The organism is Halalkalibacter sp. APA_J-10(15), from assembly GCF_023017105.1.
Taxonomy (GTDB): domain Bacteria; phylum Bacillota; class Bacilli; order Bacillales; family Bacillaceae_D; genus Halalkalibacter.
Genome location: NZ_JALKEV010000012.1, coordinates 48,372 through 72,965, shown reverse-complemented (window position 1 = coordinate 72,965; position 24,594 = coordinate 48,372). Strand labels below are relative to the sequence as shown.

Here is a 24,594-nt window from a genome sequence, read left to right as displayed (position 1 = left end):
ATATAACATAATCAACGAATATTCAGTTTCAGTTGCAATTTTCTGATTGGATGTGTTATATTATAAATCGTCGCTGAAAAGTGATGGTTATTTTTTTTGAGGGATTGACTTGGTTTATATTGTATGTTATTTTAATTAAGTCGCTGTTTTTTAATAGAAAAATGAATTTATAGGAAATAGTAATAATTATTTAGGGGCCTTAGCTCAGCTGGGAGAGCGCCTGCTTTGCACGCAGGAGGTCAGCGGTTCGATCCCGCTAGGCTCCACCATTTTATTGCGGAGGAATACCCAAGTCCGGCTGAAGGGATCGGTCTTGAAAACCGACAGGCGGGTTAAACCGCGCGGGGGTTCGAATCCCTCTTCCTCCGCCATATGATTAAAACGACGCGGTGTGGAGCAACGAGCATAACCTTCGTCGCAAAAACAGCGAGTCACATCGACGCATGATCGCGTCAAAGAAATACGAGAAGAGGAGATGTCCTCTTCAAAGAAATAACATCATCCATATACTTTGAAACGACGCGGGGTGGAGCAGTCTGGTAGCTCGTCGGGCTCATAACCCGAAGGTCGATGGTTCAAATCCATCCCCCGCAATACCAGAAGGTCCGGTAGTTCAGTTGGTTAGAATGCCTGCCTGTCACGCAGGAGGTCGCGGGTTCGAGTCCCGTCCGGACCGCCATTTCTCTTAAAACTGTGGAGGGGTAGCGAAGTGGCTAAACGCGGCGGACTGTAAATCCGCTCCCTTAGGGTTCGGCGGTTCGAATCCGTCCCCCTCCACCACTATGGCGGTTGTGGCGAAGTGGTTAACGCATCGGATTGTGATTCCGACATTCGTGGGTTCAATTCCCATCAGCCGCCCCATTTATTGTTGGGCTATCGCCAAGCGGTAAGGCAACGGATTTTGATTCCGTCATGCGTAGGTTCGAATCCTGCTAGCCCAGCCATGTTGCGGAAGTAGTTCAGTGGTAGAACACCACCTTGCCAAGGTGGGGGTCGCGAGTTCGAATCTCGTCTTCCGCTTTTTAGAACATATTTCAGCTGTATACTAGATGAGTGTAGTTTAGCGGCACACCTCAGCTAGGAGTAAAGCTTCATCCGTATAAGCGAAGAGTTGTCTTGACGCAGCTACATCGAAGCGATACGAGTAGAGGAAGAGACATGAACAATCAGTGATAGAACATAATAATAACATGCGGGTGTAGTTTAGTGGTAAAACCTCAGCCTTCCAAGCTGATGTCGTGAGTTCGATTCTCATCACCCGCTTTGAAAAAGTTACTGTGGGCCTGTAGCTCAGCTGGTTAGAGCGCACGCCTGATAAGCGTGAGGTCGGTGGTTCGAGTCCACTCAGGCCCACCATTCCACAGTAGCTCAGTGGTAGAGCTATCGGCTGTTAACCGATCGGTCGTAGGTTCGAATCCTACCTGTGGAGCCATGGAGAAGTACCCAAGTGGCTGAAGGGGCGCCCCTGCTAAGGGTGTAGGTCGTTTACGCGGCGCGAGGGTTCAAATCCCTCCTTCTCCGCCATTTCACATTGAATGGCCCGTTGGTCAAGCGGTTAAGACACCGCCCTTTCACGGCGGTAACACGGGTTCGAATCCCGTACGGGTCACCAGTTAATTATATTAGTAAGAGCCATTAGCTCAGTTGGTAGAGCATCTGACTTTTAATCAGAGGGTCGAAGGTTCGAGTCCTTCATGGCTCACCATTTTATATTTTATAATATGCGGGTGTGGCGGAATTGGCAGACGCGCTAGACTTAGGATCTAGTGCCTTCGGGCGTGGGGGTTCGACTCCCTTCACCCGCATTAAAAGAAATTAAAGCAAAAGCCTTAATGGAATGTGATTTCCGTTGAGTTTTTTTTGTATAATCAGAATTTATAGGTGGGTGGTTCCCTATTTTAATCTCTCCGATGGAGTGAAGAGGGTTGGGCGGAGAAAGGGTGACTAGGTCGATTGCTGTATTGTATGCGGTTCCTCATGTCTCTATTTCGGGTTTTATTGCTCCTTTTAGACTCATTTAGCTCAATAGCGGAATGAGGATTCCCTTTTTAACGACCTCAGCGAGTGGATTTAAAGTTTTGTAGTGAGTGGTTTTCTTACCACAAGAAGCGTAGCGAACGGAGCCATCATAATTGTTAAGTAATGAAGTGAACCTTTTGTCAATTTTGGAGAAAAAACAAAGAAAGCTTATTAGCTTGCTATATTCTTGTACGTTGAAGACTATTTTATCTCGTCAAAACGCTATAAACAGTCAAATGATCATTTGACTGTTTAATTTTTGCATATTATACTAATAATCAAATGATTATTAGAATAAAAGAGGGAACTACATGACAGATCAATGTGAGATTCAGTCGTATGATGAATCAAAAGTTAAGCGGGTAAAAGGACTACTCGTTCATGATGAAATCCAGACAATGGCGAAAATGTTTAAAGCATTGGCGGATGATACACGTATGAAAATTGCTTATGCACTTAGTGAGGAAGAAGAATTGTGTGTATGTGATGTTGCACAAATCATTGGTGCGACAACTGCCACGGCTTCTCATCATTTAAGGTTATTACGTAATATGGGGTTAGCGAAGTATCGGAAAGAAGGGAAATGGGTCTTTTATTCATTAGATGATGATCATATTAAGCAGTTAATTGTGATGGCGTATGAGCATCAAAAAGAAAGAAGGGCCTAACAATGAAAATAGAGGAAAAACGATTTCATATACAAGGATTATCTTGTACGGATTGCTCCGCTCAATTTGAAAAGAACGTGAGAAACCTTCCAGGTGTTCAAGAGGCTAAAGTTCATTTTGCGACTGCCAAGTTATCGGTACACGGAGACGTATCAATCGAAGAATTAGAGCGAGCGGGATCGTTTGATCATCTCAAAGTGTCAGCGGAAAATGAAGAGCTGTTACATGTTTCATTGTGGAGGCGAAAAGGAGCATGGCCAACGCTTGTATCAGGAGTACTATTACTAGTAGGCTTGGCATTATACCTCGGTGTCAGTGAGGGCTCTTATTGGCCGGTATTGTTATTTGCTTTAGCGATGATCATCGGAGGTTATCGTTTATTTATTCAAGGTGTAAAAAATATTGTTGCTTTTCGTTTTGATATGAAGGCGCTCATGACCATTGCTATTATAGGAGCGGTTTTTATTGGGGAGTGGGCTGAAGGAGCTGCGGTTGTCTTCTTTTTTTCAATTAGTGAATGGTTAGAAATGTATTCAATGGATCGAGCACGAAAATCGATTCGGTCTTTAATGGGGATGGCACCTAAGAAAGCCTTCATTAAGAAAGGTGGAGAGTGGGTTGAGACGAAGGTTGATGAAGTCGTAGTTGGCGATACAATGCTTGTGAAGCCAGGTGACAAGGTATCACTTGATGGAACCGTCGTCAAGGGGGTATCAACGATTAACCAAGCACCGATTACGGGTGAATCGATTCCTGTAGTGAAGGAAGTTGGTCATGATGTCTTTGCTGGAACATTTAATGAGAACGGAATAATTGAAGTGCAAGTAACTAAAAAAAAGGAAGATACAACCATTTCAAAAATCATACATTTAGTAGAAGAGGCACAAGCAGAGCGGGCTCCCGCACAAGCATTTGTTGATCGTTTTGCTAAGTATTACACGCCGATTGTCATTGTCATTGCGTTTACTGTTGTGGTTATTCCACCATTACTTTTCGACGGTAGCTGGAATGAGTGGGTCTATAGGGGATTAGCTCTATTGGTCGTTGCATGTCCGTGTGCCTTGATTATTTCAACACCTGTTTCAATTGTAACAGCAATCGGAACGGCCGCACGTAATGGTGTGCTTGTTAAAGGTGGGATGTATTTAGAAGCGTTAAGCTCTCTGACGACGATAGCCTTTGACAAAACTGGGACATTAACAAAAGGGCAACCAGAAGTGACGGACATCGTTTCTTTTAAAGAAAAGGAAAATTGGTTTCATCATGTAGCAGTGATTGAACGTGGTTCGCAGCATCCATTGGCAAAAGCGATCGTAAGGAAGTCTGAACAAACTGGGAACGATGATAAGTGTGAATATGATGTGAGTGAGTTTATATCTGTAACAGGCAAAGGAATTCAGGCAACCGTTAACGAGAAGCGTTATTGGATTGGAAATGTAGAATTTATTAAGGCAAATTGTCAAGAAACATACGAAGATAGAGTTTCTCATCATATCACCCGATTACAACATGAAGGCAAGACGGTTGTTGTCGTTGCTGACGCGCATGAGCTAATTGGAGCCATTGCAGTAAGAGATGAAATTCGAAAATCAAGTGAAAAAAGTTTGCATCAGCTTAAACAGTTAGGGTTGGAAAAGATGGTAATGTTAACAGGAGATCATCGTTTGACAGCTGCTGGAATTGCTAAACAGTTAGGTGGTATTGAAGTAAAAGCTGAGCTTTTACCAGAGGATAAGCTACATGTGGTAAAAAATTTAAAGAAATCTGGTGGAAGAGTTGCAATGGTAGGTGATGGAATAAATGATGCTCCGGCGTTAGCTACAGCAAACGTTGGAATTGCTATGGGAGGTGTGGGTACTGATACAGCGCTAGAGACGGCAGACATTGCGTTAATGGCAGATGATATTGGGAAAGTCCCATATATGATCCGCATGAGTCGGAAAACGTTAGCTGTCATAAAACAGAATATTGCTTTTTCATTAACGATTAAACTAGTGGCGATATTGCTTATTATGTTTGGCTGGCTCCCTTTATGGTTAGCGATTGTGGCTGATGTTGGTGCGACATTACTTGTCACGATGAATGGACTACGACTTGCTAAATTAAAAGAGGGGTGATTATGTAAAAAAAGCTTGAGTAACGTCGGCTATGAGAAACACTCATAGCCGACGTTTGAATAAGTACGAGTAAAACTTAAACTCTAATTTGTACAACTTCTACTCATTTTTTTCTTCTCTGGTACAGGGTCGATGCCTCCTGGATGAAAAGGATGACATTTGCTTATTCTTTTGATTGTGAGCCAACTTCCTTTAAGTACACCGAATCTTTGTATAGCCTCAATGCCATAGTGAGAACAAGTTGGATAGAAGCGACAAGTAGGAGGCTTTAATGGTGATAAAAAGCGCTGGTATCCTCTAATCATGAGGATAAATAGTTTCTTCATTGTAAACTCCTTTAGTAAATAGTTTTATTTTATAGAAGGAATAATAGTATCAATGTCAAATATATGTAGTATGCTCATAAGAAAGGAGGCATGAATGCAACCCCCCCTCTTGCAACTCCTCACATGTAAGCTCTCTTACTACTTGAAATCTTCAAAAACATTATTCTAAAATCCAGAGGTGATTTATTTGAAAAGACTGAATCAACGAGGTTTTACCTTAGTTGAAATGTTAGTCGTGCTTATGATCATATCCTTGTTGCTTGTACTAGTTGTTCCTAATCTTACTAAAAATAGTGACATAGCTCAAGAGACTAGCTGTGAAGCAACTGTAAAACTAGTACAAGCTCAAGTTTATGCCTATTTTGTCGAGACTGGTGAGAAATTAAATTCATTGGCTCCGTTAGTAGGTGATTATATTGAGACAGATGAGTGTCCCAATGGATCAAAGTTAATGATTGACTCAAATTCACAAAAAGTATCCGTTGAATAATGGCCACTAAGAATGGATTTACATTGATTGAATTGTTAGTGACCCTTTCAATCTTATTGCTTCTATTAACCATCCCCCTTGTCCTCTTTCCTTCAATGACCAATAATGCTTTTCATTCTGATGTCATCGCCAGGCAAATAAAAGATGATTTACTTTTTGCTCAGCAGACAGCGATGTCGCAAGGACGTCAAACGTATGTGAGGTTTAACCAAAATACGTATCGTGTTCAATACTCAGTCAGTGAAGTTATTTTACAACGTGAATCAATTCCTCATTTAAGTGCCCGCTCAAGTTCATTGCCACTCCAATCGATTTCCTTTCAACCTTCAGGGCATCCAACACATTCCGGTCAATTCTTTGTTACTATTGGTGAACAGACATATCGCTATACCATTTATTTAGGTAAAGGAATGATCTCATATGCTAAGCAATAAAGGTCTTACACTTGTAGAGGTTATGTTTGCACTTAGTTGCTTGATGATCATTGTTATGTCACTTTTACCTATTATCGTTATCGTTCAACAGGAACTTAGTGCGAATAAGCAGGAAAGGGAAGTTCTTTTCTTATTAGAAGAGTCGATGCATTATTATCGTGTTTCTGGGCTCATGAATGAACCGGTAGTCAATGAAGATATACTGTTCACATACGAATTTATTGATAATCATATTGTGCGCTTTTGTGCAAGTTGGATTGCATTAAATGGGAGGGATTATGAACATTGCTTCGTTGCTACGCACTAATAAAGGCTTTACCTTATTTGAGATGTTAATTGTTTTGATGATTTTATTAGTAATTGCTTCAATGATTCCATTAATTATAACTACGGTCATTGAACAAATGAAACCTGGAAACGTAAAAGAACAAGAGGTTACTGTCTTTTTCCAATATTTAGATCGAGATGTAAGAGAGACTATTTCAGTTGATTATAGTCACGACCATTTAGTGTTAACAAAAGGGAATAAGGATGTGATTCGTTATCAAATGTGGAATGAAAACCGGGTTAGAAGAAATGTAAATGGTTTAGGTCATGTATTGATGCTTGAGGACGTATTTATGTTTCGTTGTGACGAAATGAAAGCGATGGTCCATTGTGCAGTTGTGCTTGAAAATGGTCGAACGTATGAAAAGTCGATGATTCCGATGTTAAAGGTATTAGAATGAAATGAATGAACGAGGATTTATTTATCCCATTGTGCTTATGGTATGTTTTCTCGTTGTTATCTTTGTTGCGTTTCAAATTCATCAATTTGTCATGGATAAGAAATTGTTAAAAGAACAAGTTCATCATTTGAAAGTAGATTCACTTTTGCATTTGGCTTATGCAGACGTGCAAGCAATACTAGCAGAAAAAGGTCATCAATTAAATGAAAAATTAAGCTTTTCATACGAAGATGGGGAGGTTACACTTACTTTTAGAGAAGAAATTGACGATCTACAGCAATTTATGATTGTAGCACAGCTCTATTCAGGTGAAACAAGGCGTGCGTGGATGTATATAAATATTGAACAGCAACAAATAGAGATTTATGAGGAGGGAACAACGGGTGGAGCGTAAGTTGATTTATTTAACTGGGTTTATGGGGTCAGGTAAGACAACTGTCGGTTCGAAATTAGGAGAAAAATGGTCTATGGATGTAATCGATACTGATCAGTGGATAGAACATAAGGAAAAAAAATCAATAGCTGAGATTTTTGCTGACGAAGGGGAAGCGCATTTTCGCGATTTGGAAACAGAAGCGTTAAAATCGATTAAAGCGGATTCCCTTATTATCACAACAGGTGGTGGTATAGTAGGGAGAGAAGAAAATAGGAAGCTGATGAAACGACAAGGGAAAATCGTTTATTTGTATTGTGATATTGAAGAGATCATTAGACGGTTAGAGGATGATACGTCTAGGCCACTCATTCAACATCGAGACGAGGAGAAAATTACTGCACTATTTCGTTCTCGAATGGTTGTGTACGAAGAGGCTGATGTCATCATTGATACAACTAAAAAAAGTGTTGAAGAAATTGTAGAAGCCATTACATTATGGCGTAGAAAGAGATAAAAATGGACATACTACTTATATAGTAGTGAGGTGAAGGATATTGTCCATTAATGATTATGTCAAATATTTAACGGAGCAAGTTGTGACGAAAATGGATCAGCCAAGTGAAGTGAGGAAGAGTGTGAAAGAGGAACGAAAAATGAACAGACCTCCTTTGTCCTTTCATTTGTTTGGCATGATACCTATGGCTTTTTCCTTGTTAGTTCGAAATAAGAGAAAAAATAAATAAGTGTTTGGACAATACCTGATATCGTAAGAACGAAATGGTATTAGGTATTGTCTAAGGATAGTTGACACAGTTTTGACATGGAAGAAGCATTTACAAGTTTGCGAACTATGTATATAATGATCATGTATTCATTATTTAGTATGTGACCAATTTAACAGATAGGATGGAATACTTGCATGTGAAGGAGGGAAAATGATGGATCGTATGTATCGAGTGCTCGCGTTTTGGACAGGGATTTTTGCTGTGTTGTTTTTTGTTGGTGATATGTTTAATATGGCATTATTATTCTTCGCTCAAACAGGTGCTTTACTTGCATTAAGTTACTTGAACTTATCAGAACGTGTGTATATATATATTTTCGGTGCTTATTGTACAATATTCTTTGTTGGCTTCACGATTTATTCTACATTCTTGTTAGTGCCAAGCTTTGGACATTAATGGTTCATACATATTTTAAAAAAAGAGGTGGGACACAACCTTCCTCTGAAATGAAAAAGTCGGTGGAATTTTACGATAAGTAAAATTTCACCGACTTTCATTATTTCTGACTCTTTAAAGTAAGGGGCTGTCACAGGTTCAGGTTCGTTCCATTGCGCTCCACCCACTATGAGAATAATCCATCGTCAGAACGACAATCTTTATAAAAACAGTTTATTTTCACACTGAAAAAGGACAACTTCTGATAACTTCAAGTTACCGAAACACATTTGACACTATTAAAAAAACAGGATCAAAACCCTGATAAAAATGGATTTTGATCCATTTCCTGTCCGATTGTTGTAGGGCTACCGTGTCCACAAGCGACTACGGTATCTTCAGGTAAGTCGAGTAGCTTTGAATGAATGCTTTGTAATAGCTGCTCGTGATTTCCTCCAGGTAGGTCAGTTCGGCCGATGCTTTGTTGAAATAAGACATCACCTGAAAAAATAATTGACTGATCCTTTAAATAATAAGATACACTTCCTGGGGAGTGACCTGGTGTTTCATATAATGTAAATGTAAATGAACCGATCGTTAATGGTTCTTCTGCTGCGATTAAGTGATCTGCTTCTTTAATGATAATAGCGTCATCTCCCATGAAACGACTAGAGCCATTTAATGTTGAATCGCCTAACCATTCTGCTTCTTGTTTATGAAGGTAAACAGGGCATGAGAATGCTTGCCGGACATCATCAACTGCACCAATATGGTCAAAGTGAGCATGTGTTAATAGAATCGCCAGTGGACGTAATTCTTGTTGATGAAGCCAGTTGATTAATTGTGTACCATTGCCACCTGGGTCGACAATGATTGCTTCTTTTTGTTCATTTTGAATCACATAGGCATTAGTTTGAAGTGGGCCTAGTGGTAGTTGTGTCCATTTCATCAGTTCAATTCCCTCCAATTTTATACTGTTATTATCATACATGATTAACTAGTATCTCGACAAACGTTTAAATAAAGAGTAAAATAGACGTAAATGGTTCAAGCTAAAATGGAAAAGTCAAGTTGTACTAGTTTTGTCAAATATGACAGTAGTATGGATGAAGTTTAGATCTATAATAAAATTAGTGACATTTGGCGTGGGAATTACATAAGGAGGGAAATGCGTTGTTCTTGTCGATTACTTTTTTAATAATAGCTGTACTATGTGCTATAGCTATTTTCCGTGAGATGCGAAGAGCGAACTTCTTTGCGGTTGGATTTGCAGGTATTTCGTTTGTCGTGTTTGGATGGTTTGCGATTGCCACAATCGTTGAATTCATCCGTACAGGTGGAGGCGTTCCACAATAGTGAGTTGAGTGAGTCAGGATTATATTCTTGGCTCACTTTTTTGTTTCTCATTTAAATTAATGACATTTTTTATGTAAGAAGAGAGAAAATCTAATTTATGAAGGTGAGGGGAAGTGAATTTGTGGTACGTCTGCTCACCCAACCTAAAGCCCTTGTGACGACTTCAGAAGGCATAATTAAAAAATGACTGCTGCTCAGTTTCTTTTACATAACCAGAATTTATAAGTGATTCCATATATTATAGAATATAAATGTCGCAATGTAAGTTAGGGAAGAATCGAGGAAGATGTAGGAGAATTCATGGGTGGCGCTGGCCTCGTTCGTTACACGTTTTTATGAAAGAATCCCACTTTCAAAAAAACTTAAAAGCGTTGTAACGGCTCCGCCAACGCTTAAGTAAAAACGCGATAGCGTTTTTCTTAGAACACTTGTTGATTTAAGTAAAACATTCCTCCGTTAATAATCGAGATGTTGACAGTTGGTTTGTATTGTTCTTCCAGTGCTTTTCGTTCAATTTCGTATGCTTCGGGTTTTTCGATATAATCTTCATAAAAGGCTTCTAATAAAGCGAGGTCCTTATCCCAACGCTCCAATGCCTCCCTTGCCCATGTATCATCTTCATTGTCAATAAAGGTTTGGACCATTTTTTGGATACGAACTAGACCACTTTTGGGTTTAATAAGCGGTGTTAACGTGAAACAGTAGTCAGGGATTGTCGGAGTTAACGTTTTTTGTTGTAATTGCTCAAAAAAGTTCGGTACGATCTGCCCATGAATCAGATTTAATCCGAGTGATAAAAACACATCCTTTTTTCGATCACATTGGAATGAGATTTTTGTATTTAGACATAACCAGGGGTGAAGAGGGTTAGATTTCTGAGATTGTAGAGCCGTTTGCTCGTATAAGCGAATGAACCCACCTAACTCTCTCGTCGCTGTGAATATTTGTCTAAGTCTAGGTGAACCAAAGTAGACAGGCTCACCTTTGAGATGATCTGGTGCATTTGCTGGATCTGTAATGAAAGTTACTTGCATTGGTTGTGGTGCTCCACCTGTTTTTTCTAAATAGTGCCAATAAAAAGGGCGGTTCATTAAACGTTTATCAAGATCGATAGAAAGCTGAACAGTCAAATAGCTTCTCTCATTTTCAATAAGGTCGCTATCATTTGCTTGAAAGAATCGTTCGAGAAAACTATGAACTTGAGGCTGTTGCATTCATATCATCCTCCTTATCATCATTAGCTTCGTTCATAATAGCTGCTAAGTGGTCAAATTTAATCCGCATTTCACCCTCACTTTCAGAGGAAAGCAAAATGTCTTGGACGTGGTCTTCAACTCCGTTTAAATCAATTTTCGTTAAGATCGCATCTAATTCGCCGATGACAGCTTCGAACAAATGGATTTTTTCGTATAATAGCTTCAAAATATGTTGTTCAACCGTTTCTTTAACTGCAAAGTTGTAGATGTGAACATCCTCCTGTTGACCTAAGCGATGGATTCGTCCAATTCGCTGTTCAATTCGCATCGGATTCCAAGGTAAGTCATAATTAATCATATGGCTACAAAACTGTAGGTTAATCCCTTCGCCGCCAGCTTCGGTTGCGATTAAGACTTGAGCATGTTGTTGGAAAAGCTGCTTCATCCAATCTTTCTTACCACGTTTAAAGCCCCCACGGAAAGGAACGGAGGAAATACCATTTTGTTTAAGAAACCATTGTAAATAAAGCTGAGTCGCACGGTATTCAGTGAAGATAATAACCTTACCATTAATCGACTGAATGATTTCTAACGCTTTTTCAGCTTTTGCATGACCATCTACTTGACCGATTTCTTGTAAGAGGATATTGGCAATGTGTGCATCATTCCCATCGACCTCGGCTCGATCGACCATGTTTTTAAGAGTCATAAAAGCGGCTTCTCTACTACTACATAATTCCCTCTTTAAAGTCATTAGTCCGAAATGATTGATTTCGCCAGATAGTTGTTCAATGCGATTATAGAATTCTCTTTCTGAAGGACTAAATTCAATATCGACTGTTTCAACAATGCGTTTCGTCCATTCAATGCCAGTCTCTTCTCGGCGATTCCTTACCATCACTTTATTGACTAATTCCTTCAATTTTCCCTCGTTCCTAGGAGACCGTTTCGAAGAACGAAATTCCTTTTCGAATGAAGAGCTCGCTCCTAAGTGACCAGGTTTTAGTAGAGAAACAAGATTGAATATTTCTTCTAGCTTATTTTGGACTGGCGTAGCGGTTAATAGTAGACAGAATTTCTTCTTTAATCGTTTGACAAACTCATAATTTTTCGTTTTTGGATTTTTTAGTTTATGAGCTTCATCGATGATCACCAAGTCATAGGGCTGTTGTAAAACTATATCGTGATGTGGTTGACGTTTTGCCGTATCGATTGAAGCGACGACTACTTCACATTGCTCCCAGACGTAGGATTTTTTTTGCTGGGCAATGGCTGGTATATGAAACTTCGTATTCAATTCCAGAGCCCATTGGGATACGAGTGATGCTGGTGTTAGAATGAGAGCTTTTTTCACAAGTCCGCGTACCATATATTCTTTTAAAATAAGTCCTGCTTCGATTGTTTTCCCTAAACCGACTTCGTCTGCGAGAATCGCTTTTCCGTTCATTTCTTCTACAACTCGATTGGCGACTTCTATTTGATGAGAGTACAAGGAAAGCTGTGGTAGGTGATTAGGTGCAACGAGACCGTTAAATTCCGGGATCATTTGCTGCTCTTCTGCCTCATATGTAAGCTTAAAAAGCTCCCAATTGGACCAAGGTCCATCCTGATCCAGTCGTTCTAAAAATGATTGATTCCAGCTTTGATCAAAGTGAATATCGATATCCATCAACGATCATCCTTCCTTATTAACAATGTGACAACGGTTCCAATTAATAATTACTAGTATGCACGAATATGTAAATGTTATAAGTTATATGTGCAACTTAGTAATTTGTCATTGTTGCTATAATCTTGACGAAAATATGGTATGATAGAATAATGAATGAAAAAATTAATGTGAATAAGAAGGACGGAATGTGATGAAGAGGAGAGACGTTCGAAAGACAAAAAAAAGAAATAGATGGTTTGTTCGCACATTTATCGTGATGATTCTTATTTTCCTTAGTGTGGCTAGCTATGTTTATATTGAATATTATCGTAGTATGAAAGCAAGCGAGGCTGAACTTGGATTAACAGAAGATCGTGAACCAGAGGAATTTAACAGTGCAGTCCCGAATGATCTAGGTAAGGTCAATATACTATTGCTTGGAATCGATGAAGTGGAAGATAATCGAGCTCGAACTGATACGATTATGGTAGCTCAGTTTGATCCAAGTGAAAATACGGCTAAATTAGTTTCCATTATGCGTGATACATACGTTGAAATTCCAGGCTATCGTAATTATAAAGTAAATACGGCATATTTTTTTGGTGGGGCTGAATTGTTACGTGAGACACTTGACCACAACTTCGGGATAGACCTCCATTACTATGCTCTTGTCGATTTTGATGGATTTGAAGCGGCTGTTGATGCACTTGCACCATCAGGAGTCGAAATTGATGTTGAGCGTGACATGTCTGAGAAAATTGGCGTTGAATTGGAGCAAGGGCTACAGCAGCTCAATGGAAAGGAGCTGCTAGGATATGCTCGATTCCGTGCTGATGCAGAAGCTGATTTTGGACGAGTTCGAAGGCAGCAGCAAGTATTGTCAGCTTTGAAAGAAGAAGTGTTTAGTGTGACGGGGTTAGCTAATTTACCGAGTGTCGTTGGAACGGTTCAGCCATACATTCAAACAAATTTAAGAAATCGTGAAATATTAGGTCTGCTGTCTGATGTTATTTTAAATCAACCAGATGAGATTGAAACGTTGCGCATTCCATTAGATGATACGTATGTAGATAACCATTATAGTCATGCAGGTTTAGTCTTAGAGCCTGATTTTGAGAAAAACCGACAAGCAATTGCTGAATTTCTAGGGAAAGAACTTCCTTCCACTAATAATCCTACAGAGGATGCTCGGCAAGAGGAGCAGGTCTATCAATGATAAAAGAAACAACGTTAAGATGTATTTCTTAACGTTGTTTCTTTTTGATCTTTCCACTCCACTTTTTGAAGCCACCCTTTAAATGGTATAAGCTCTCCACTCCGTGTTTCTTCTTTAATGTTTGTGCCGCTTGTTTGCAACGAGATCCAGATTGACAGTATAAATAGACAGGCTGATCTTTACGTATTTCATTTAAACGTTGACGAAGCTGGGACATTGGTATGTTTCTTGCTCCAAGAATATGGCCCCCGTCGAATTCTCGTGGTTCACGGACATCAATTAATTGAGCTTTTCTATAACCTTTAATGAAATCTTCTTGCGTAAGGGGTGTTAAATATTTGGGTGTGTGAAAAAAGCGGAAATAAATCGTTAAACCGAGTAGAATAACTAGAATAATGAATAAAATAAAATCCATTGAAAGATGACACTCCTTTTGCCTGCTAGTTTTCAATCGTGCAGATATAAACTCTTTTATATTATATCGACCTATGTCCTATTACGCAATGTTCGTTTATGATAGATGGTTGGTCAAATGTGACAGTTACATGAAGCTGTGTACATAGCAATTTTCCTTAAGCTTTGATAGAATATGAAGCAGCTTAATGAGGAAAGAAGAGATGTATCATGACAGAAACATGGAGATTTATTGATTCGGGTTATCGTAGCTCCGCATATAATATGGCATTAGATGAAGCTTTATTAGAGTGGCATAGTAAAGGAATGATTCCCCCGACGATCCGCTTCTATGGCTGGAATCCTGCGACGTTGTCGATTGGTTATTTTCAAAAAGTAGAAAAAGAGATCAACCTAGCAAAAGTGAAGGAATATGGTTTAGGATTTGTGAGAAGGCCAACAGGTGGTCGTGGAGTCCTACACGATCAGGAGCTAACGTATAGCGTCATTGTAGCGGAAGAGCATCCAGAGATGCCAGAGTCTGTTACAGAAGCATATCGTATCATCTCTGCGGGGATATTAGAAGGATTTAAGCATGTAGGACTTGATGCTTACTTTGCTATTCCACGTACAGAAGAGGAAAAACAAGCGTTAAAAAACCCGCGCTCAGCTGTTTGCTTTGATGCACCATCTTGGTATGAGCTTGTCGTCGAAGGACGTAAAGTTGCGGGAAGTGCCCAAACGAGACAAAAGGGCGTCATCTTGCAGCACGGTTCCATCATATTGGATATCGATGAAGACAAGCTGTTCGATCTCTTTTTGTATTCTAGTGATCGTGTACGCGAACGGATGCAGCGGAATTTTAAGAATAAAGCTGTTGCGATTAATGCCTTAAAGGAAACAGCGATTACGTTAGATGAAGCAAAGGAGGCATTTAAACGAGGCTTTGAAAAAGGATTAAATATTAAACTTGAACCTTATACGTTAACAGAAGAGGAGGAAGCAGTCGTGCAAGAAATTGCTTCTAGCCGCTACGAGCGTGATGAGTGGAATTATAGGAAGTGAGTGATTGACGAACGTGCGCAGGAAGTTTGACTATTCCTTCATGCGCGCGTTAATTTATTTAAGGATAAGAAAGTGAAAATTCTAAGAAGTTTAATCAAGATGGATGTAAGTCGCTTCGAGGGCCTCGTTTTCGTACGACACGTTAATTTGAAAGAAGGGGATTTTCAGATCAACGTAAGCCTTAGTAACGACTGCGCATGACGCAACTAAGAAAAGACTGCTTCGCAGTTTTTCTTAGTGTACTTGTTCTTTAAATAGCATTTGTAACTTCTTGGTGATTGAGCCAATAGGTAACGTTACGTTCATTTCTCCTTCTATTTCCGTAATAGGCATGACCTCTACCATTGTACTAGTAAGGAATGCTTCATCGGCATGTTCTAACACTTCATAAGGGAATGGCTCTTCTATAACGTCTAATCCATGTTCTTTTGCTAAGCGAATGATAATTTGACGGGTTATGCCATTTAGGATTAGGTTTGTAGCTGGGTGTGTATAAAGCACTTGATCTTTTACTAAGAAAACATTTGAAGAAGACCCCTCTGTTAAAACCGTGTCACGATGGAGAATCGCCTCATCACAACCGTGGTCAGCAGCTTTACGTTTTGCTAGTACATTTCCTAATAAATTAATTGATTTAATGTCACAACGTAACCAGCGAATGTCGGGCTCTAACCAAACGCTCGCCTCAGATTTAGTTTTAGATGGAAGAGGCTGAATGAAACCTAGAACAGTAGGTTTGGTTTCACGAGAATACAGGTGATTTCGCGGTTCACTTCCACGGGTTATTTGTATATAAATGCTGCCGTCAATCGGTTTGTTTTTTTCAATAAGTGTTAAAATGGTTTGTTTAATTGAGTCACGTTGCTGAATAGGTAAATCAAGCTTTTCGGCACTTTCTATTAGTCGTGTCAAGTGATCGTCAAGGGCAAATGGTTTTCCATTATACAATCGAATAACTTCATAAATACCATCTCCAAAGTAATAGCCCCGATCGTCAAAAGGGATACTCAGTTCTTCTTTTTTTATCATGGTCTGATTGAATGCTATATACTCCATTGGACACCTCCATAAAAATGATGAATTGGTTAGAAATAGATTACTAGTGATCTTCATTTAATGAGAACAAAAAAAATTTTTTTTGTCAATTTAAAAATGATGATGAATGAAGAGAGTGACAGGACTGGAGTTGCGCAAATTTGAAATCTTGCAACAAATAAATCGGGGCGAATTTCGTCAAATTTCTTTAGTAATTACTTGAATTCTTCCTTGTTCTCTTTCTAATTAGCAATTTTGAAGTTGACAAATAATTTTAAAAATGATCCTTGTAACTATATATGGTGTATAAGTTAGATTTATGAACACAATATATTGATAAAAGTAGGTAACATGTGGTAAGCTAACCGAAGAATAAAAATTGGAATCTATTTTTTAGAATGTGAAGGAGAGGAAAAGCGAATGGCTATGACAATGTCGAATGTAATGCGTCTTAATATTGAGCGCTTAAATGAGGATATTGAGTTGTTCCCGCAAGTACATCCGATTACGAAAGATATGACGATGACGAAGAAGGGTGTTTCTCGTCTCGTTATGCTCGATCGATATACATTTAAGGATACAGAAAAAAAGACATTAAAAGATGGGGACTTTGTTGTCTTAACGATAAAAGATGATCCGAAATTTCCTGCTAGAGGATATGGCTTTATCCTTGAGTTAGACCGTGTGAATAATCAAGCAAAGGTGTTAGTTGATGAAGAGTTTCGTGGTGTATTAGAAGGAGAAGAAGCGGAATCAGGTATCGTATATCGCTCACTTGATACAGTTGAAAAGCCACTTGAAATTTATTATGAGCAAATTGCTAAGCGTAATGCGACAGGCTTAGCTTCTGTTGAGGTGACAGAAGAGAAGCAGCAACAGTCATTTAATCGTTTCTACGAGCAGCTTGTTGATCTTAATTTTATCCCTGCTGGACGTGTGTTGTACGGTGCTGGTGCTGAAACAGATGTCACATATTTCAATTGTTATGTGATGCCGTATGTGAAGGATTCTCGTGAAGGGATTTCTGAGCATCGTAAGCAAGTGATGGAAATAATGAGTCGTGGTGGTGGAGTTGGAACAAATGGTTCAACATTACGCCCTCGTAACACGTTAGCTCGTGGTGTGAATGGGAAATCATCAGGATCTGTATCTTGGTTAGATGATATTGCGAAATTAACTCATTTAGTCGAGCAAGGTGGATCTCGTCGTGGAGCACAAATGATTATGCTATCTGACTGGCACCCAGACATTATGGAATTTATTATTTCTAAAATGCAAAACCCACGTATTCTACGTTTTTTACTTGAGAACTCAGAAGATCTGTTTATTCAAAAGCTAGTTAAGGATAAACTGAAGTTCACTCCTTTATCGGAAGTAGAAGAAGCGATGTATCAAGGTATTGTTAATTACAAAGCGATTGATGGACAAGGTGGCTTTGATCCAAAGGTGATTAAAGAAGCGGAAGAAAAACTCCATACAGGTGGGACATATAGTGTTAATAATTCTGAGTTTTTAACAGGGGCTAATATTTCGATTTGTTTAACGAAAGAATTTATGTCAGCTGTTGAGAACGATGAAGAATATGCTTTGAGGTTCCCTGATGTGGAAAATTATTCAGAAGCTGAAATGGCGGACTATAATGAGAAGTGGCATGATATTGGAGATGTAAGAGAGTGGGAAGCGCTTGGTTATGCTGTGCGTACATATCGTGTCATTCGCGCCAAGGAGCTTTGGAAGCTAATTAATATTTGTGCAACGTATAGTGCTGAACCTGGTATCTTCTTCATTGATAATGCCAACGATAAAACAAATGCGAAGGCATATGGCCAAAAGGTCGTAGCAACGAATCCGTGCGGTGAGCAGCCTTTAGCTCCGTTTTCTGTTTGTAATTTAGCTGCGATTAACTTAGCTGAAATGGCCAATAGAGAGACTAAAATAGTTGATTTTACAAAGCTGAAAGAAACGGTACAAGTTGGTGTTCGGATGCAGGATAACGTCATTGATGCGACACCTTATTTCTTAGAGGAGAATACGAAGCAAGCGAAAGGCGAACGTCGTGTTGGTCTTGGTGTAATGGGGCTTCATGATCTTCTTATTTATTGTGAAACTGTATATGGATCACAAGAAGGGAATGAGCTAGTTGATCAAATCTTTGAAACGATTGCGACGACGGCTTATCGTACAAGTATCGAGCTAGCAAAAGAAAAAGGAAGCTTCCCATTTTTAGTTGGAGAAACGGATGAGGAAACGAAGCAGCTTCGACAAGCATTTATTGAAACTGGATACATGAAGGAAATGCCTGAGGATATTCGCCAAGGTGTAGTAGAGCATGGCATTCGAAACTCACACTTATTAACAGTTGCCCCTACAGGAAGTACAGGTACGATGGTTGGAGTGTCAACAGGACTTGAACCGTATTTCTCTTTCTCCTATTTCCGTAGTGGACGACTTGGGAAATTTATCGAAGTGAAGGCTGAGATTGTTGAAGAATATTTACGCGCTAACCCTGAAGCGGATCCGAATAAGCTACCTGATTGGTTCGTCTCGACGATGGAATTATCACCTGAAGCACATGCAGATGTCCAATGTATCATTCAGCGTTGGGTCGATAGCTCCTTATCGAAAACCGTGAACGCACCTCGTGGTTATTCAGTCGAGCAAGTTCAAGGTGTTTATGAGCGCTTATATAGTGGAGGGGCAAAAGGTGGAACGGTTTATGTCGATGGTAGCCGTGATACACAAGTTCTTTCGTTAAAGGCTGAGGAAAATACATTTGATGATGTAACCGAAGAAGCAGAAGAAAAAAGAGAAAATAAAGTCGTACTAGTAAACACGATAAGTGAAGTTCGTTCAACGAATGTCACATATGGGTCTGAAGTAGGTAATACATGTCCTGTTTGTCGTGAAGGACAGGTTGAGGATATCGGTGGTTGTAATACGTGTACAAGCTGCGGTGCTCAATTGAAGTGTGGCTTGTAGGTTAAGAATAAGTCGTTAATTGTAGCTTTGAATTAAAGTTTGCTAATTCGAAACAAAGTCTGATAAAAACAACCACTTTCGTATTCTTTACGAAAGTGGTTGTTTTTTCAGAAAATGGAGGAAGAATGAACTGAGATAGCTAGCTTCTTCTTGGTATCAGAGTCTTTAGGTTTTTTTATTGGTCTTGGTTTACGTTTAAATTCAGTTTCCCCCAATCATTGCGCTTATCAATTAAACGAATAGCCAGAAAAATCAGCAACCCTTATTGATATAAAAGTATTTTAAAAATAAAGAAATGCTTATGGTTTAGCCCATATCAGATATAAATAACCTCCCAAGTGACGTTCTTCCCGAGTGATTTTTAAATTAGATTTTTTAACGATGTCAGTAATGTTTCTGTCCTGGTGACACCCTGTAAGCTTGAGCATTAGTGGATTCAAGAGTTTTTGTAACCATCCCACAGTTTTGTTTGTGCAAATTCCATGCTCTAACATAAGAATTTTCCCTTCTGGCTTACACCACTTTTGAAAATTATTTAGAACATGTATAGGGTCTTGATAAGCACATAAACTTGCAGATGATATGATAGTATCAAAGCTGTTTGTGCTTAGCTCAACAGATTCAACATCTTCTTGTATAAATGTTGTTTTAAAAGGATAATTTTTTGCAGCATTTCGTGCTGTTTTTAGCATTTCATGGCTAAAGTCGATTCCTGTCAATTGAATATTTCTATTATAGAAGGGGAAATTAAGTCCAGAACCAATTGAAACTTCTAATACTTTTCCTTCAGCTTCCTGAAAAATTTGTTGACGAAACTTATAACCATGATTATTTTTTCGTCTTTTATTATACTTCATTGCTTGCTTATCGAATTTTTGAATTAATGATTGACGAGCCATATCATCCCTCTATTCCGCCATTTAGATCAATTTTAAGACCTAGATGATCCATCATAATTCTCTATTCAGATGTACATTCTTCATGTGTATTAATTTAATTAAATGCCTGATCGCTTCGACCAGCTCATCTGGACAGTCAGTATGAATCGTGGTATGTCCAGCATTGTTAAGGATACGATGTTCTCCACGCGGAACAGAATTTGCTAATTTTGTGTAAACAGTATGTTTAATATTGTTGAATGGAGCAAGTGTATCACGCAGAAATGATTCACTCGTGATCGGAGTCATGAATGGGTCAATTCCCATCGCTGTAAATACAATCAATGGGATATCCGGCAAGTTTCCTCCTTTACGTATCTCTTCATAGAGTTCACTGTTTAAGTTTTTTCTTTCTGTCAACGTTTTTGAGAGCGTTTTGAGATGATAGTCAATTAGTGATTCACGGATTTCATCAGGCCAAGATGCAAACATTTGATTAAACAAAATACGAAAGGATTTCTTGTAAGTTAAAAGTGCCCGAAGGATAGTAAAACACTGCTGGAGAAGGTAACGCTTTTTAAATTTTGGTGTATTCGTGAGAAAGTCCTCGTGAGGCGGTTCTAACAAAATCATCCCCGCTACCTCATCTGGAAATCGTTGTGCATACTGCTGTGCGTAAATCCCACCTAACGAGTGACCAACGAACAGATAGGGGGCCGGAACACCAGCAGTGTTCAATACATTCCGCAATTCATCGGTAACCTCAAGGGCACTTCGAGGGAGCTTAACGTAATCGCTCCAACCTGTCCCTGACCGATCATAGATCACGGACGTCGCATACTGACTAATTTTCTGGTGAATATTTAGGTAATCAAGTCCGATCATCCCAGCAGCTGGCATGAATATGACTGTTGGACTTTCAGACCCCAAACGATCGAGTAACACACGACGTCCTTCAACATTGTAACAGCTTCCCATTGGTGGTTCACTGTCTAAAGAACCAGGCTTATCAACTTGTTGCTTTTTTGTATGAATGATCATTGGAAACCCCCTATTATTTCTAATTTTCATGTATCCGTAGATGCTAATTCAAAAGAGTCTGTTACCATTACTTAGCTAACATAGAGAAAGTTTAAGTTCTTATTTTATGGGAAGACATAGTCACTTCTTTCCCGATTAGTAGTTAAGTAGCAGGGATACATTCATTTATAAAAGATTTCCTTGAGTTCATTAAGATAACCATCTAGATCTGCAAGCACTTTGTCATAATCTAATTCAGTCATTTCTGAGTTGCGAATATCTTCTAGTATCTGATTTGTAAAACCAACATTCGTCCAAAAAATAAGCTGTTTGCACCTTTCAAGGTTCAGTCCTTCTCTGAATTTAGTTTCATCAACAATTTCAAACATTTCCTTATGGCATCGTGATAGCTTTTCATTCTCTCTTTCTTCTAGCTTTTTATTGATTTCATCGGAATTCGTCATGTTAGTAATTTTAATAAAGTCAAATATCCAAGGATACTGTTGTAGTAACTCAATCTGGAGTATATATGATTGTCGAAGCCTTTCAAAAATATCTTTTTCATTAAAGTTCATTACATCAATATATTTTTTATTAATCTTGTCAGTGCAGTAATCATAAAGGAATAGAAAAAGATCCTTTTTACTATTTATATAGTGGAACAGTAGCCCTTTTGAAATACTAGCCTCTTTTGCAATAACATTTGTCGAGGCATCATCAAATCCCTTCATAGAAAATTCCTTTAGCGCAGCATTTAAAATGTTGTCCCTCCTTTTAGGTTCTAGACTCAAGATTTTTAATTGCATGATAACCACCTCTGTGTTTTCACTTACCTAATAGGTCAATTTTATTATATCATCGTTTATCTAACAGGTAAACACGGGGATGATGCGGAAGAAGAATTGGATAATCTTTATCAAAAACTAAAAGAAGGCGACTTATGTCTTTAAACGATTATGGTTTCAGTTAAAAAGTCGGAGTTAAATGACCTTTAGGTGATACTTAAAGAGGGAATTGGCGTGCATATGTTGAAATAATAAGAGAGATCTCTAAATAAGAAAGGAAGATTAGAATGAAAATAAGATTCAATAAATTATAACTTCCATATAACAGATTAGGCTTACATCATTCACGAGCCCCTCCATTGTGAACCAACTTTCTATAAAAAAATTCATTATGACATACGGAGGGATATTGAATGAGAAATGAACAAGAAATGATGGACTTAATAATAAATACTGCTACGGAAGATGAACATATTCGGGCAGTATATATGAACGGTTCGAGAACCAATCCGAATGTTCCAAACGATATCTTTCAGGATTACGATATCGTTTATGTGGTAACAGAAACTTCTATCTTCATAGAGGATGAGAATTGGATAAATGTATTTGGAGATTTGCTGATGGTTCAAGAACCAGATAAGCTTGATCGAGGTATTGGATTAAATATGAATTTCGAACGTAGATATGCATATTTAATGTTATTTACGGATGGCAACCGGATTGACCTAACACTTCAAGCAAAAGAAACAATGCTTGAAGAGTATGGAAAAGATAAACTTACGATTCCGTTAGTAGATAAAGATAAAACGGGCTGATTGTTGAAACATAGGTAGAAAATGATCAAACTTAATTTCAAAAGCTACATTAATCATATGGTGAGTGAGAATCTCATCATATGATTTTTTTGTTTGTTGCACATTTATTCAATGCTGGACTTTGCTTTACCATTATTTAATACGGTTGAAAGATGAGTGAACGTCTACACTATGAATAAAAAGGAAAGGTGTAGGTTCCAACAATGAAACCATTTCAGCCACAGCTTGTTTATATTGAACCTCAAGCACTTGACTACCCACTCGGAAGACAACTCAAAGAAAAGTTTGAAAAGCAAGGTGTTGAAATACGTGAAACGACTTCACATAATCAAGTCCGGAACATTCCAGGTAATAATGAGCTTCAACAATACCGTAATGCTAAATCAACGTTAGTCATAGGAATTCGAAAAACGTTGAAGTTTGATACATCTAAGCCGTCAGCTGAATATGCGATTCCACTAGCCACCGGCTGTATGGGACATTGTCATTATTGCTATTTACAAACGACTCTAGGCAGTAAACCGTATATTCGTACGTATGTAAATGTTGATGAAATTTTTGAAGCAGCTGATCAATATATTAAAGAACGAGCACCAGAGATAACGCGTTTTGAAGCAGCGTGTACATCAGACATCGTAGGTATTGATCATTTAACTCATACGTTAAAGAAAACGATTGAACATATTGGTCAAACGGATCATGGCTTGCTTCGTTTTGTCACTAAGTATCACCATGTTGATCACTTATTAGATGCTAATCATAATGGGAAAACACGCTTTCGGTTTAGTGTGAATTCTGATCATGTGATTAAAAAATTTGAACCGGGTACGTCTTCCTTTTTAGAGCGTATTGAAGCAGCTGGAAAGGTCGCAAAAGCAGATTATCCGTTAGGTTTTATTGTGGCTCCTCTAATTTTGCATGAGCAGTGGAAGGAAGGCTATTTAGATTTGTTTGAACGACTTGAAGCGATTTTGCCACCTTATGCTACAAAGGATTTGACGTTTGAGCTCATACAGCATCGATTTACGAAAACGGCTAAAAATGTGATTAAAAAACGTTATCCTAAAACAAAATTGGAGATGAATGAAGAGGAACGTAAATATAAATGGGGTAGGTACGGACGAGGTAAGTATGTATACAAGAACGAAGATGCTAGTGCGTTAAAAGAAACACTTGAATCATTTGTCCAGCGATTTTTTCCGAAAGCGAAAGTAGAGTATTTTACTTAATTCCCTCCTTTGCATTGTCCTTGTTCACTTAATTGTGTAAAATAAGAGAGGTATACTTTTATGTAATAACGCAATGATGAGACACAATAAACAGTTCATTTGAGTTGCATGATAACGACTATGATGCACGTGCTAACGGTGTGAACATTGCATGAAGAAAATTGGAGGGGACACAATGCCAACACCTAGTATGGAAGATTATTTAGAGAGAATATATATTTTAATAGAAGATAAAGGATATGCACGAGTATCTGATATTGCAGAGGCATTAGAGGTTCACCCTTCATCAGTAACAAAAATGGTTCAGAAACTAGACAAAAATGACTATTTAATTTATGAACGTTATCGAGGGCTAGTTTTGACGAACAAAGGGAAAAAAGTCGGGAAGCGTCTCGTGTATCGTCATGAACTATTGGAAAATTTTTTAAGAATTATCGGTGTCGATGATGAGTTTATTTATCAAGATGTCGAAGGTATTGAGCACCATCTAAGTTGGGATGCGATTGATCGAATTGGTGATTTAGTGCAATTTTTTGAGGAAGATAAAAAGCGATTAGACCAACTAAAAGAAATTCAACGACAAAACCAATAAGAATATGAATTTTCTATACGAAAAGAGCACCATTTATCAGAAATCTGACATAGTCTTTAATAGGAG

Annotated in this window: 25 protein-coding genes, 15 tRNA genes and 1 pseudogene; 32 read left to right on the top strand and 9 right to left on the bottom strand. The window is 38.6% G+C overall.

Annotated features, from left to right (window positions below; all coding sequences use genetic code 11):
- Positions 1 to 193 precede the first annotated feature (193 nt).
- From MW695_RS14695 to MW695_RS14615, 17 genes are all read left to right on the top strand, one after another.
- A tRNA-Ala gene (locus tag MW695_RS14695) sits at positions 194 to 269 on the top strand.
- A gap of 9 nt (positions 270 to 278) precedes the next feature.
- A tRNA-Ser gene (locus tag MW695_RS14690) sits at positions 279 to 371 on the top strand.
- Positions 372 to 520: 149 nt separating this feature from the next.
- Positions 521 to 594: transfer RNA gene (locus MW695_RS14685), tRNA-Met, on the top strand.
- A gap of 8 nt (positions 595 to 602) precedes the next feature.
- Positions 603 to 679, top strand: a tRNA-Asp gene (locus MW695_RS14680).
- Positions 680 to 695: 16 nt separating this feature from the next.
- Positions 696 to 780 (top strand) — tRNA-Tyr (locus MW695_RS14675).
- 5 nt (positions 781 to 785) lie between these two features.
- Positions 786 to 861: transfer RNA gene (locus MW695_RS14670), tRNA-His, on the top strand.
- An 8-nt stretch (positions 862 to 869) separates the two neighbouring features.
- Positions 870 to 944, top strand: a tRNA-Gln gene (locus MW695_RS14665).
- Positions 945 to 948: 4 nt separating this feature from the next.
- A tRNA-Gly gene (locus MW695_RS14660) sits at positions 949 to 1,020 on the top strand.
- 172 nt (positions 1,021 to 1,192) lie between these two features.
- Positions 1,193 to 1,263: transfer RNA gene (locus MW695_RS14655), tRNA-Gly, on the top strand.
- A gap of 16 nt (positions 1,264 to 1,279) precedes the next feature.
- Positions 1,280 to 1,356 (top strand) — tRNA-Ile (locus MW695_RS14650).
- Between the two features lies 1 nt (position 1,357).
- Positions 1,358 to 1,432 (top strand) — tRNA-Asn (locus MW695_RS14645).
- A gap of 1 nt (position 1,433) precedes the next feature.
- Positions 1,434 to 1,524, top strand: a tRNA-Ser gene (locus tag MW695_RS14640).
- Between the two features lie 13 nt (positions 1,525 to 1,537).
- Positions 1,538 to 1,612: transfer RNA gene (locus MW695_RS14635), tRNA-Glu, on the top strand.
- 17 nt (positions 1,613 to 1,629) lie between these two features.
- Positions 1,630 to 1,705 (top strand) — tRNA-Lys (locus MW695_RS14630).
- Between the two features lie 18 nt (positions 1,706 to 1,723).
- A tRNA-Leu gene (locus tag MW695_RS14625) sits at positions 1,724 to 1,805 on the top strand.
- Positions 1,806 to 2,330: 525 nt separating this feature from the next.
- On the top strand, positions 2,331 to 2,687 hold the full coding sequence (locus MW695_RS14620; RefSeq protein WP_247106087.1) for an ArsR/SmtB family transcription factor: 357 nt from the start codon (positions 2,331 to 2,333) through the stop codon (positions 2,685 to 2,687).
- A 2-nt stretch (positions 2,688 to 2,689) separates the two neighbouring features.
- Positions 2,690 to 4,804 (top strand): heavy metal translocating P-type ATPase, encoded by a 2,115-nt coding sequence (locus MW695_RS14615; protein ID WP_247106086.1) that lies wholly within the window; start codon positions 2,690 to 2,692, stop codon positions 4,802 to 4,804.
- A gap of 83 nt (positions 4,805 to 4,887) precedes the next feature.
- Here the strand turns inward: MW695_RS14615 and yidD are convergent, their stop codons facing one another.
- Positions 4,888 to 5,130: a membrane protein insertion efficiency factor YidD gene (gene yidD / locus MW695_RS14610; RefSeq protein ID WP_247106085.1), complete on the bottom strand. Its 243-nt coding sequence runs from the start codon at positions 5,128 to 5,130 to the stop codon at positions 4,888 to 4,890.
- 178 nt (positions 5,131 to 5,308) lie between these two features.
- On the opposite strand from yidD, the gene comGC reads away from it, so the two are divergent.
- From comGC to MW695_RS14570, 8 genes are all read left to right on the top strand, one after another.
- Positions 5,309 to 5,620: a competence type IV pilus major pilin ComGC gene (gene comGC, locus MW695_RS14605; RefSeq protein ID WP_373647430.1), complete on the top strand. Its 312-nt coding sequence runs from the start codon at positions 5,309 to 5,311 to the stop codon at positions 5,618 to 5,620.
- A complete protein-coding gene (comGD, locus tag MW695_RS14600) occupies positions 5,620 to 6,054 on the top strand; it encodes a competence type IV pilus minor pilin ComGD (protein ID WP_247106083.1) in 435 nt (144 codons plus the stop codon). The genes comGC and comGD overlap by 1 nt, the downstream gene beginning before the upstream one ends.
- Positions 6,041 to 6,361, top strand: coding sequence for a type II secretion system protein (locus tag MW695_RS14595; RefSeq protein ID WP_247106082.1), 321 nt, complete (start codon positions 6,041 to 6,043; stop codon positions 6,359 to 6,361). The genes comGD and MW695_RS14595 overlap by 14 nt, the downstream gene beginning before the upstream one ends.
- Positions 6,333 to 6,782, top strand: a complete 450-nt coding sequence (comGF, locus tag MW695_RS14590) for a competence type IV pilus minor pilin ComGF (RefSeq protein WP_247106081.1) — start codon at positions 6,333 to 6,335, stop codon at positions 6,780 to 6,782. Before MW695_RS14595 ends, comGF begins: the two co-directional genes overlap by 29 nt.
- Position 6,783: 1 nt before the next feature.
- A complete protein-coding gene (comGG, locus tag MW695_RS14585) occupies positions 6,784 to 7,176 on the top strand; it encodes a competence type IV pilus minor pilin ComGG (RefSeq protein ID WP_247106080.1) in 393 nt (130 codons plus the stop codon).
- Positions 7,166 to 7,672: a shikimate kinase gene (locus MW695_RS14580; protein WP_483299860.1), complete on the top strand. Its 507-nt coding sequence runs from the start codon at positions 7,166 to 7,168 to the stop codon at positions 7,670 to 7,672. The genes comGG and MW695_RS14580 overlap by 11 nt, the downstream gene beginning before the upstream one ends.
- A 40-nt stretch (positions 7,673 to 7,712) precedes the next feature.
- Positions 7,713 to 7,901, top strand: coding sequence for a YqzE family protein (locus MW695_RS14575; protein WP_247106078.1), 189 nt, complete (start codon positions 7,713 to 7,715; stop codon positions 7,899 to 7,901).
- 195 nt (positions 7,902 to 8,096) lie between these two features.
- The gene (locus MW695_RS14570) at positions 8,097 to 8,339 is read left to right on the top strand and encodes a DUF2626 domain-containing protein (RefSeq protein WP_035345981.1); all 243 of its coding nucleotides are present in this window, start codon (positions 8,097 to 8,099) and stop codon (positions 8,337 to 8,339) included.
- Positions 8,340 to 8,631: 292 nt separating this feature from the next.
- Here the strand turns inward: MW695_RS14570 and MW695_RS14565 are convergent, their stop codons facing one another.
- On the bottom strand, positions 8,632 to 9,267 hold the full coding sequence (locus tag MW695_RS14565; RefSeq protein ID WP_247106077.1) for an MBL fold metallo-hydrolase: 636 nt from the start codon (positions 9,265 to 9,267) through the stop codon (positions 8,632 to 8,634).
- A 224-nt stretch (positions 9,268 to 9,491) separates the two neighbouring features.
- On the opposite strand from MW695_RS14565, the gene MW695_RS14560 reads away from it, so the two are divergent.
- Positions 9,492 to 9,674, top strand: a complete 183-nt coding sequence (locus MW695_RS14560; RefSeq protein ID WP_247106076.1) for a DUF2759 family protein — start codon at positions 9,492 to 9,494, stop codon at positions 9,672 to 9,674.
- A 419-nt stretch (positions 9,675 to 10,093) separates the two neighbouring features.
- On the opposite strand, the gene MW695_RS14555 is transcribed toward MW695_RS14560, so the two are convergent.
- Positions 10,094 to 10,888, bottom strand: coding sequence for a YqhG family protein (locus MW695_RS14555; RefSeq protein ID WP_247106075.1), 795 nt, complete (start codon positions 10,886 to 10,888; stop codon positions 10,094 to 10,096).
- On the bottom strand, positions 10,866 to 12,539 hold the full coding sequence (locus MW695_RS14550) for a DEAD/DEAH box helicase (RefSeq protein WP_247106074.1): 1,674 nt from the start codon (positions 12,537 to 12,539) through the stop codon (positions 10,866 to 10,868). Before MW695_RS14550 ends, MW695_RS14555 begins: the two co-directional genes overlap by 23 nt.
- A gap of 193 nt (positions 12,540 to 12,732) precedes the next feature.
- Here MW695_RS14550 and MW695_RS14545 point away from each other — a divergent pair, with 193 nt between their 5' ends.
- Complete coding sequence (locus MW695_RS14545; RefSeq protein ID WP_247106073.1) at positions 12,733 to 13,737, top strand: LCP family protein; 1,005 nt, start codon at positions 12,733 to 12,735, stop codon at positions 13,735 to 13,737.
- A 28-nt stretch (positions 13,738 to 13,765) separates the two neighbouring features.
- On the opposite strand, the gene MW695_RS14540 is transcribed toward MW695_RS14545, so the two are convergent.
- Positions 13,766 to 14,152: a rhodanese-like domain-containing protein gene (locus tag MW695_RS14540; RefSeq protein WP_247106072.1), complete on the bottom strand. Its 387-nt coding sequence runs from the start codon at positions 14,150 to 14,152 to the stop codon at positions 13,766 to 13,768.
- A gap of 206 nt (positions 14,153 to 14,358) precedes the next feature.
- On the opposite strand from MW695_RS14540, the gene MW695_RS14535 reads away from it, so the two are divergent.
- Entirely contained in the window at positions 14,359 to 15,195 is an 837-nt protein-coding gene (locus MW695_RS14535) for a lipoate--protein ligase family protein (protein WP_247106176.1), read from the top strand.
- 234 nt (positions 15,196 to 15,429) lie between these two features.
- Here the strand turns inward: MW695_RS14535 and dat are convergent, their stop codons facing one another.
- Positions 15,430 to 16,251 carry a D-amino-acid transaminase gene (gene dat, locus MW695_RS14530; RefSeq protein ID WP_247106071.1) on the bottom strand — a complete coding sequence of 274 codons (822 nt, stop codon included), beginning with the start codon at positions 16,249 to 16,251 and terminating at the stop codon, positions 15,430 to 15,432.
- A 399-nt stretch (positions 16,252 to 16,650) separates the two neighbouring features.
- Between dat and MW695_RS14525 the strand changes: the two genes are divergently transcribed.
- Positions 16,651 to 19,209: a vitamin B12-dependent ribonucleotide reductase gene (locus tag MW695_RS14525; protein ID WP_247106070.1), complete on the top strand. Its 2,559-nt coding sequence runs from the start codon at positions 16,651 to 16,653 to the stop codon at positions 19,207 to 19,209.
- Positions 19,210 to 19,508: 299 nt separating this feature from the next.
- Here MW695_RS14525 and MW695_RS14520 read toward each other — a convergent pair whose 3' ends face one another.
- From MW695_RS14520 to MW695_RS14510, 3 genes are all read right to left on the bottom strand, one after another.
- Positions 19,509 to 20,108, bottom strand: a complete 600-nt coding sequence (locus MW695_RS14520; RefSeq protein WP_247106069.1) for a class I SAM-dependent methyltransferase — start codon at positions 20,106 to 20,108, stop codon at positions 19,509 to 19,511.
- Between the two features lie 51 nt (positions 20,109 to 20,159).
- On the bottom strand, positions 20,160 to 21,128 hold the full coding sequence (locus MW695_RS14515) for an alpha/beta fold hydrolase (protein ID WP_247106068.1): 969 nt from the start codon (positions 21,126 to 21,128) through the stop codon (positions 20,160 to 20,162).
- A 161-nt stretch (positions 21,129 to 21,289) separates the two neighbouring features.
- Complete coding sequence (locus MW695_RS14510) at positions 21,290 to 21,913, bottom strand: TetR/AcrR family transcriptional regulator (RefSeq protein WP_247106067.1); 624 nt, start codon at positions 21,911 to 21,913, stop codon at positions 21,290 to 21,292.
- Between the two features lie 392 nt (positions 21,914 to 22,305).
- Between MW695_RS14510 and MW695_RS14505 the strand changes: the two are divergent.
- From MW695_RS14505 to mntR, 3 genes and pseudogenes are all read left to right on the top strand, one after another.
- Positions 22,306 to 22,695, top strand: a pseudogene (locus MW695_RS14505) (aminoglycoside 6-adenylyltransferase); the annotation flags it as partial.
- Positions 22,696 to 22,910: 215 nt separating this feature from the next.
- Positions 22,911 to 23,936, top strand: a complete 1,026-nt coding sequence (gene splB, locus MW695_RS14500) for a spore photoproduct lyase (RefSeq protein ID WP_247106066.1) — start codon at positions 22,911 to 22,913, stop codon at positions 23,934 to 23,936.
- A 175-nt stretch (positions 23,937 to 24,111) separates the two neighbouring features.
- Positions 24,112 to 24,528, top strand: coding sequence for a transcriptional regulator MntR (gene mntR / locus MW695_RS14495; protein ID WP_247106065.1), 417 nt, complete (start codon positions 24,112 to 24,114; stop codon positions 24,526 to 24,528).
- The last annotated feature ends 66 nt before the right edge of the window (positions 24,529 to 24,594 follow it).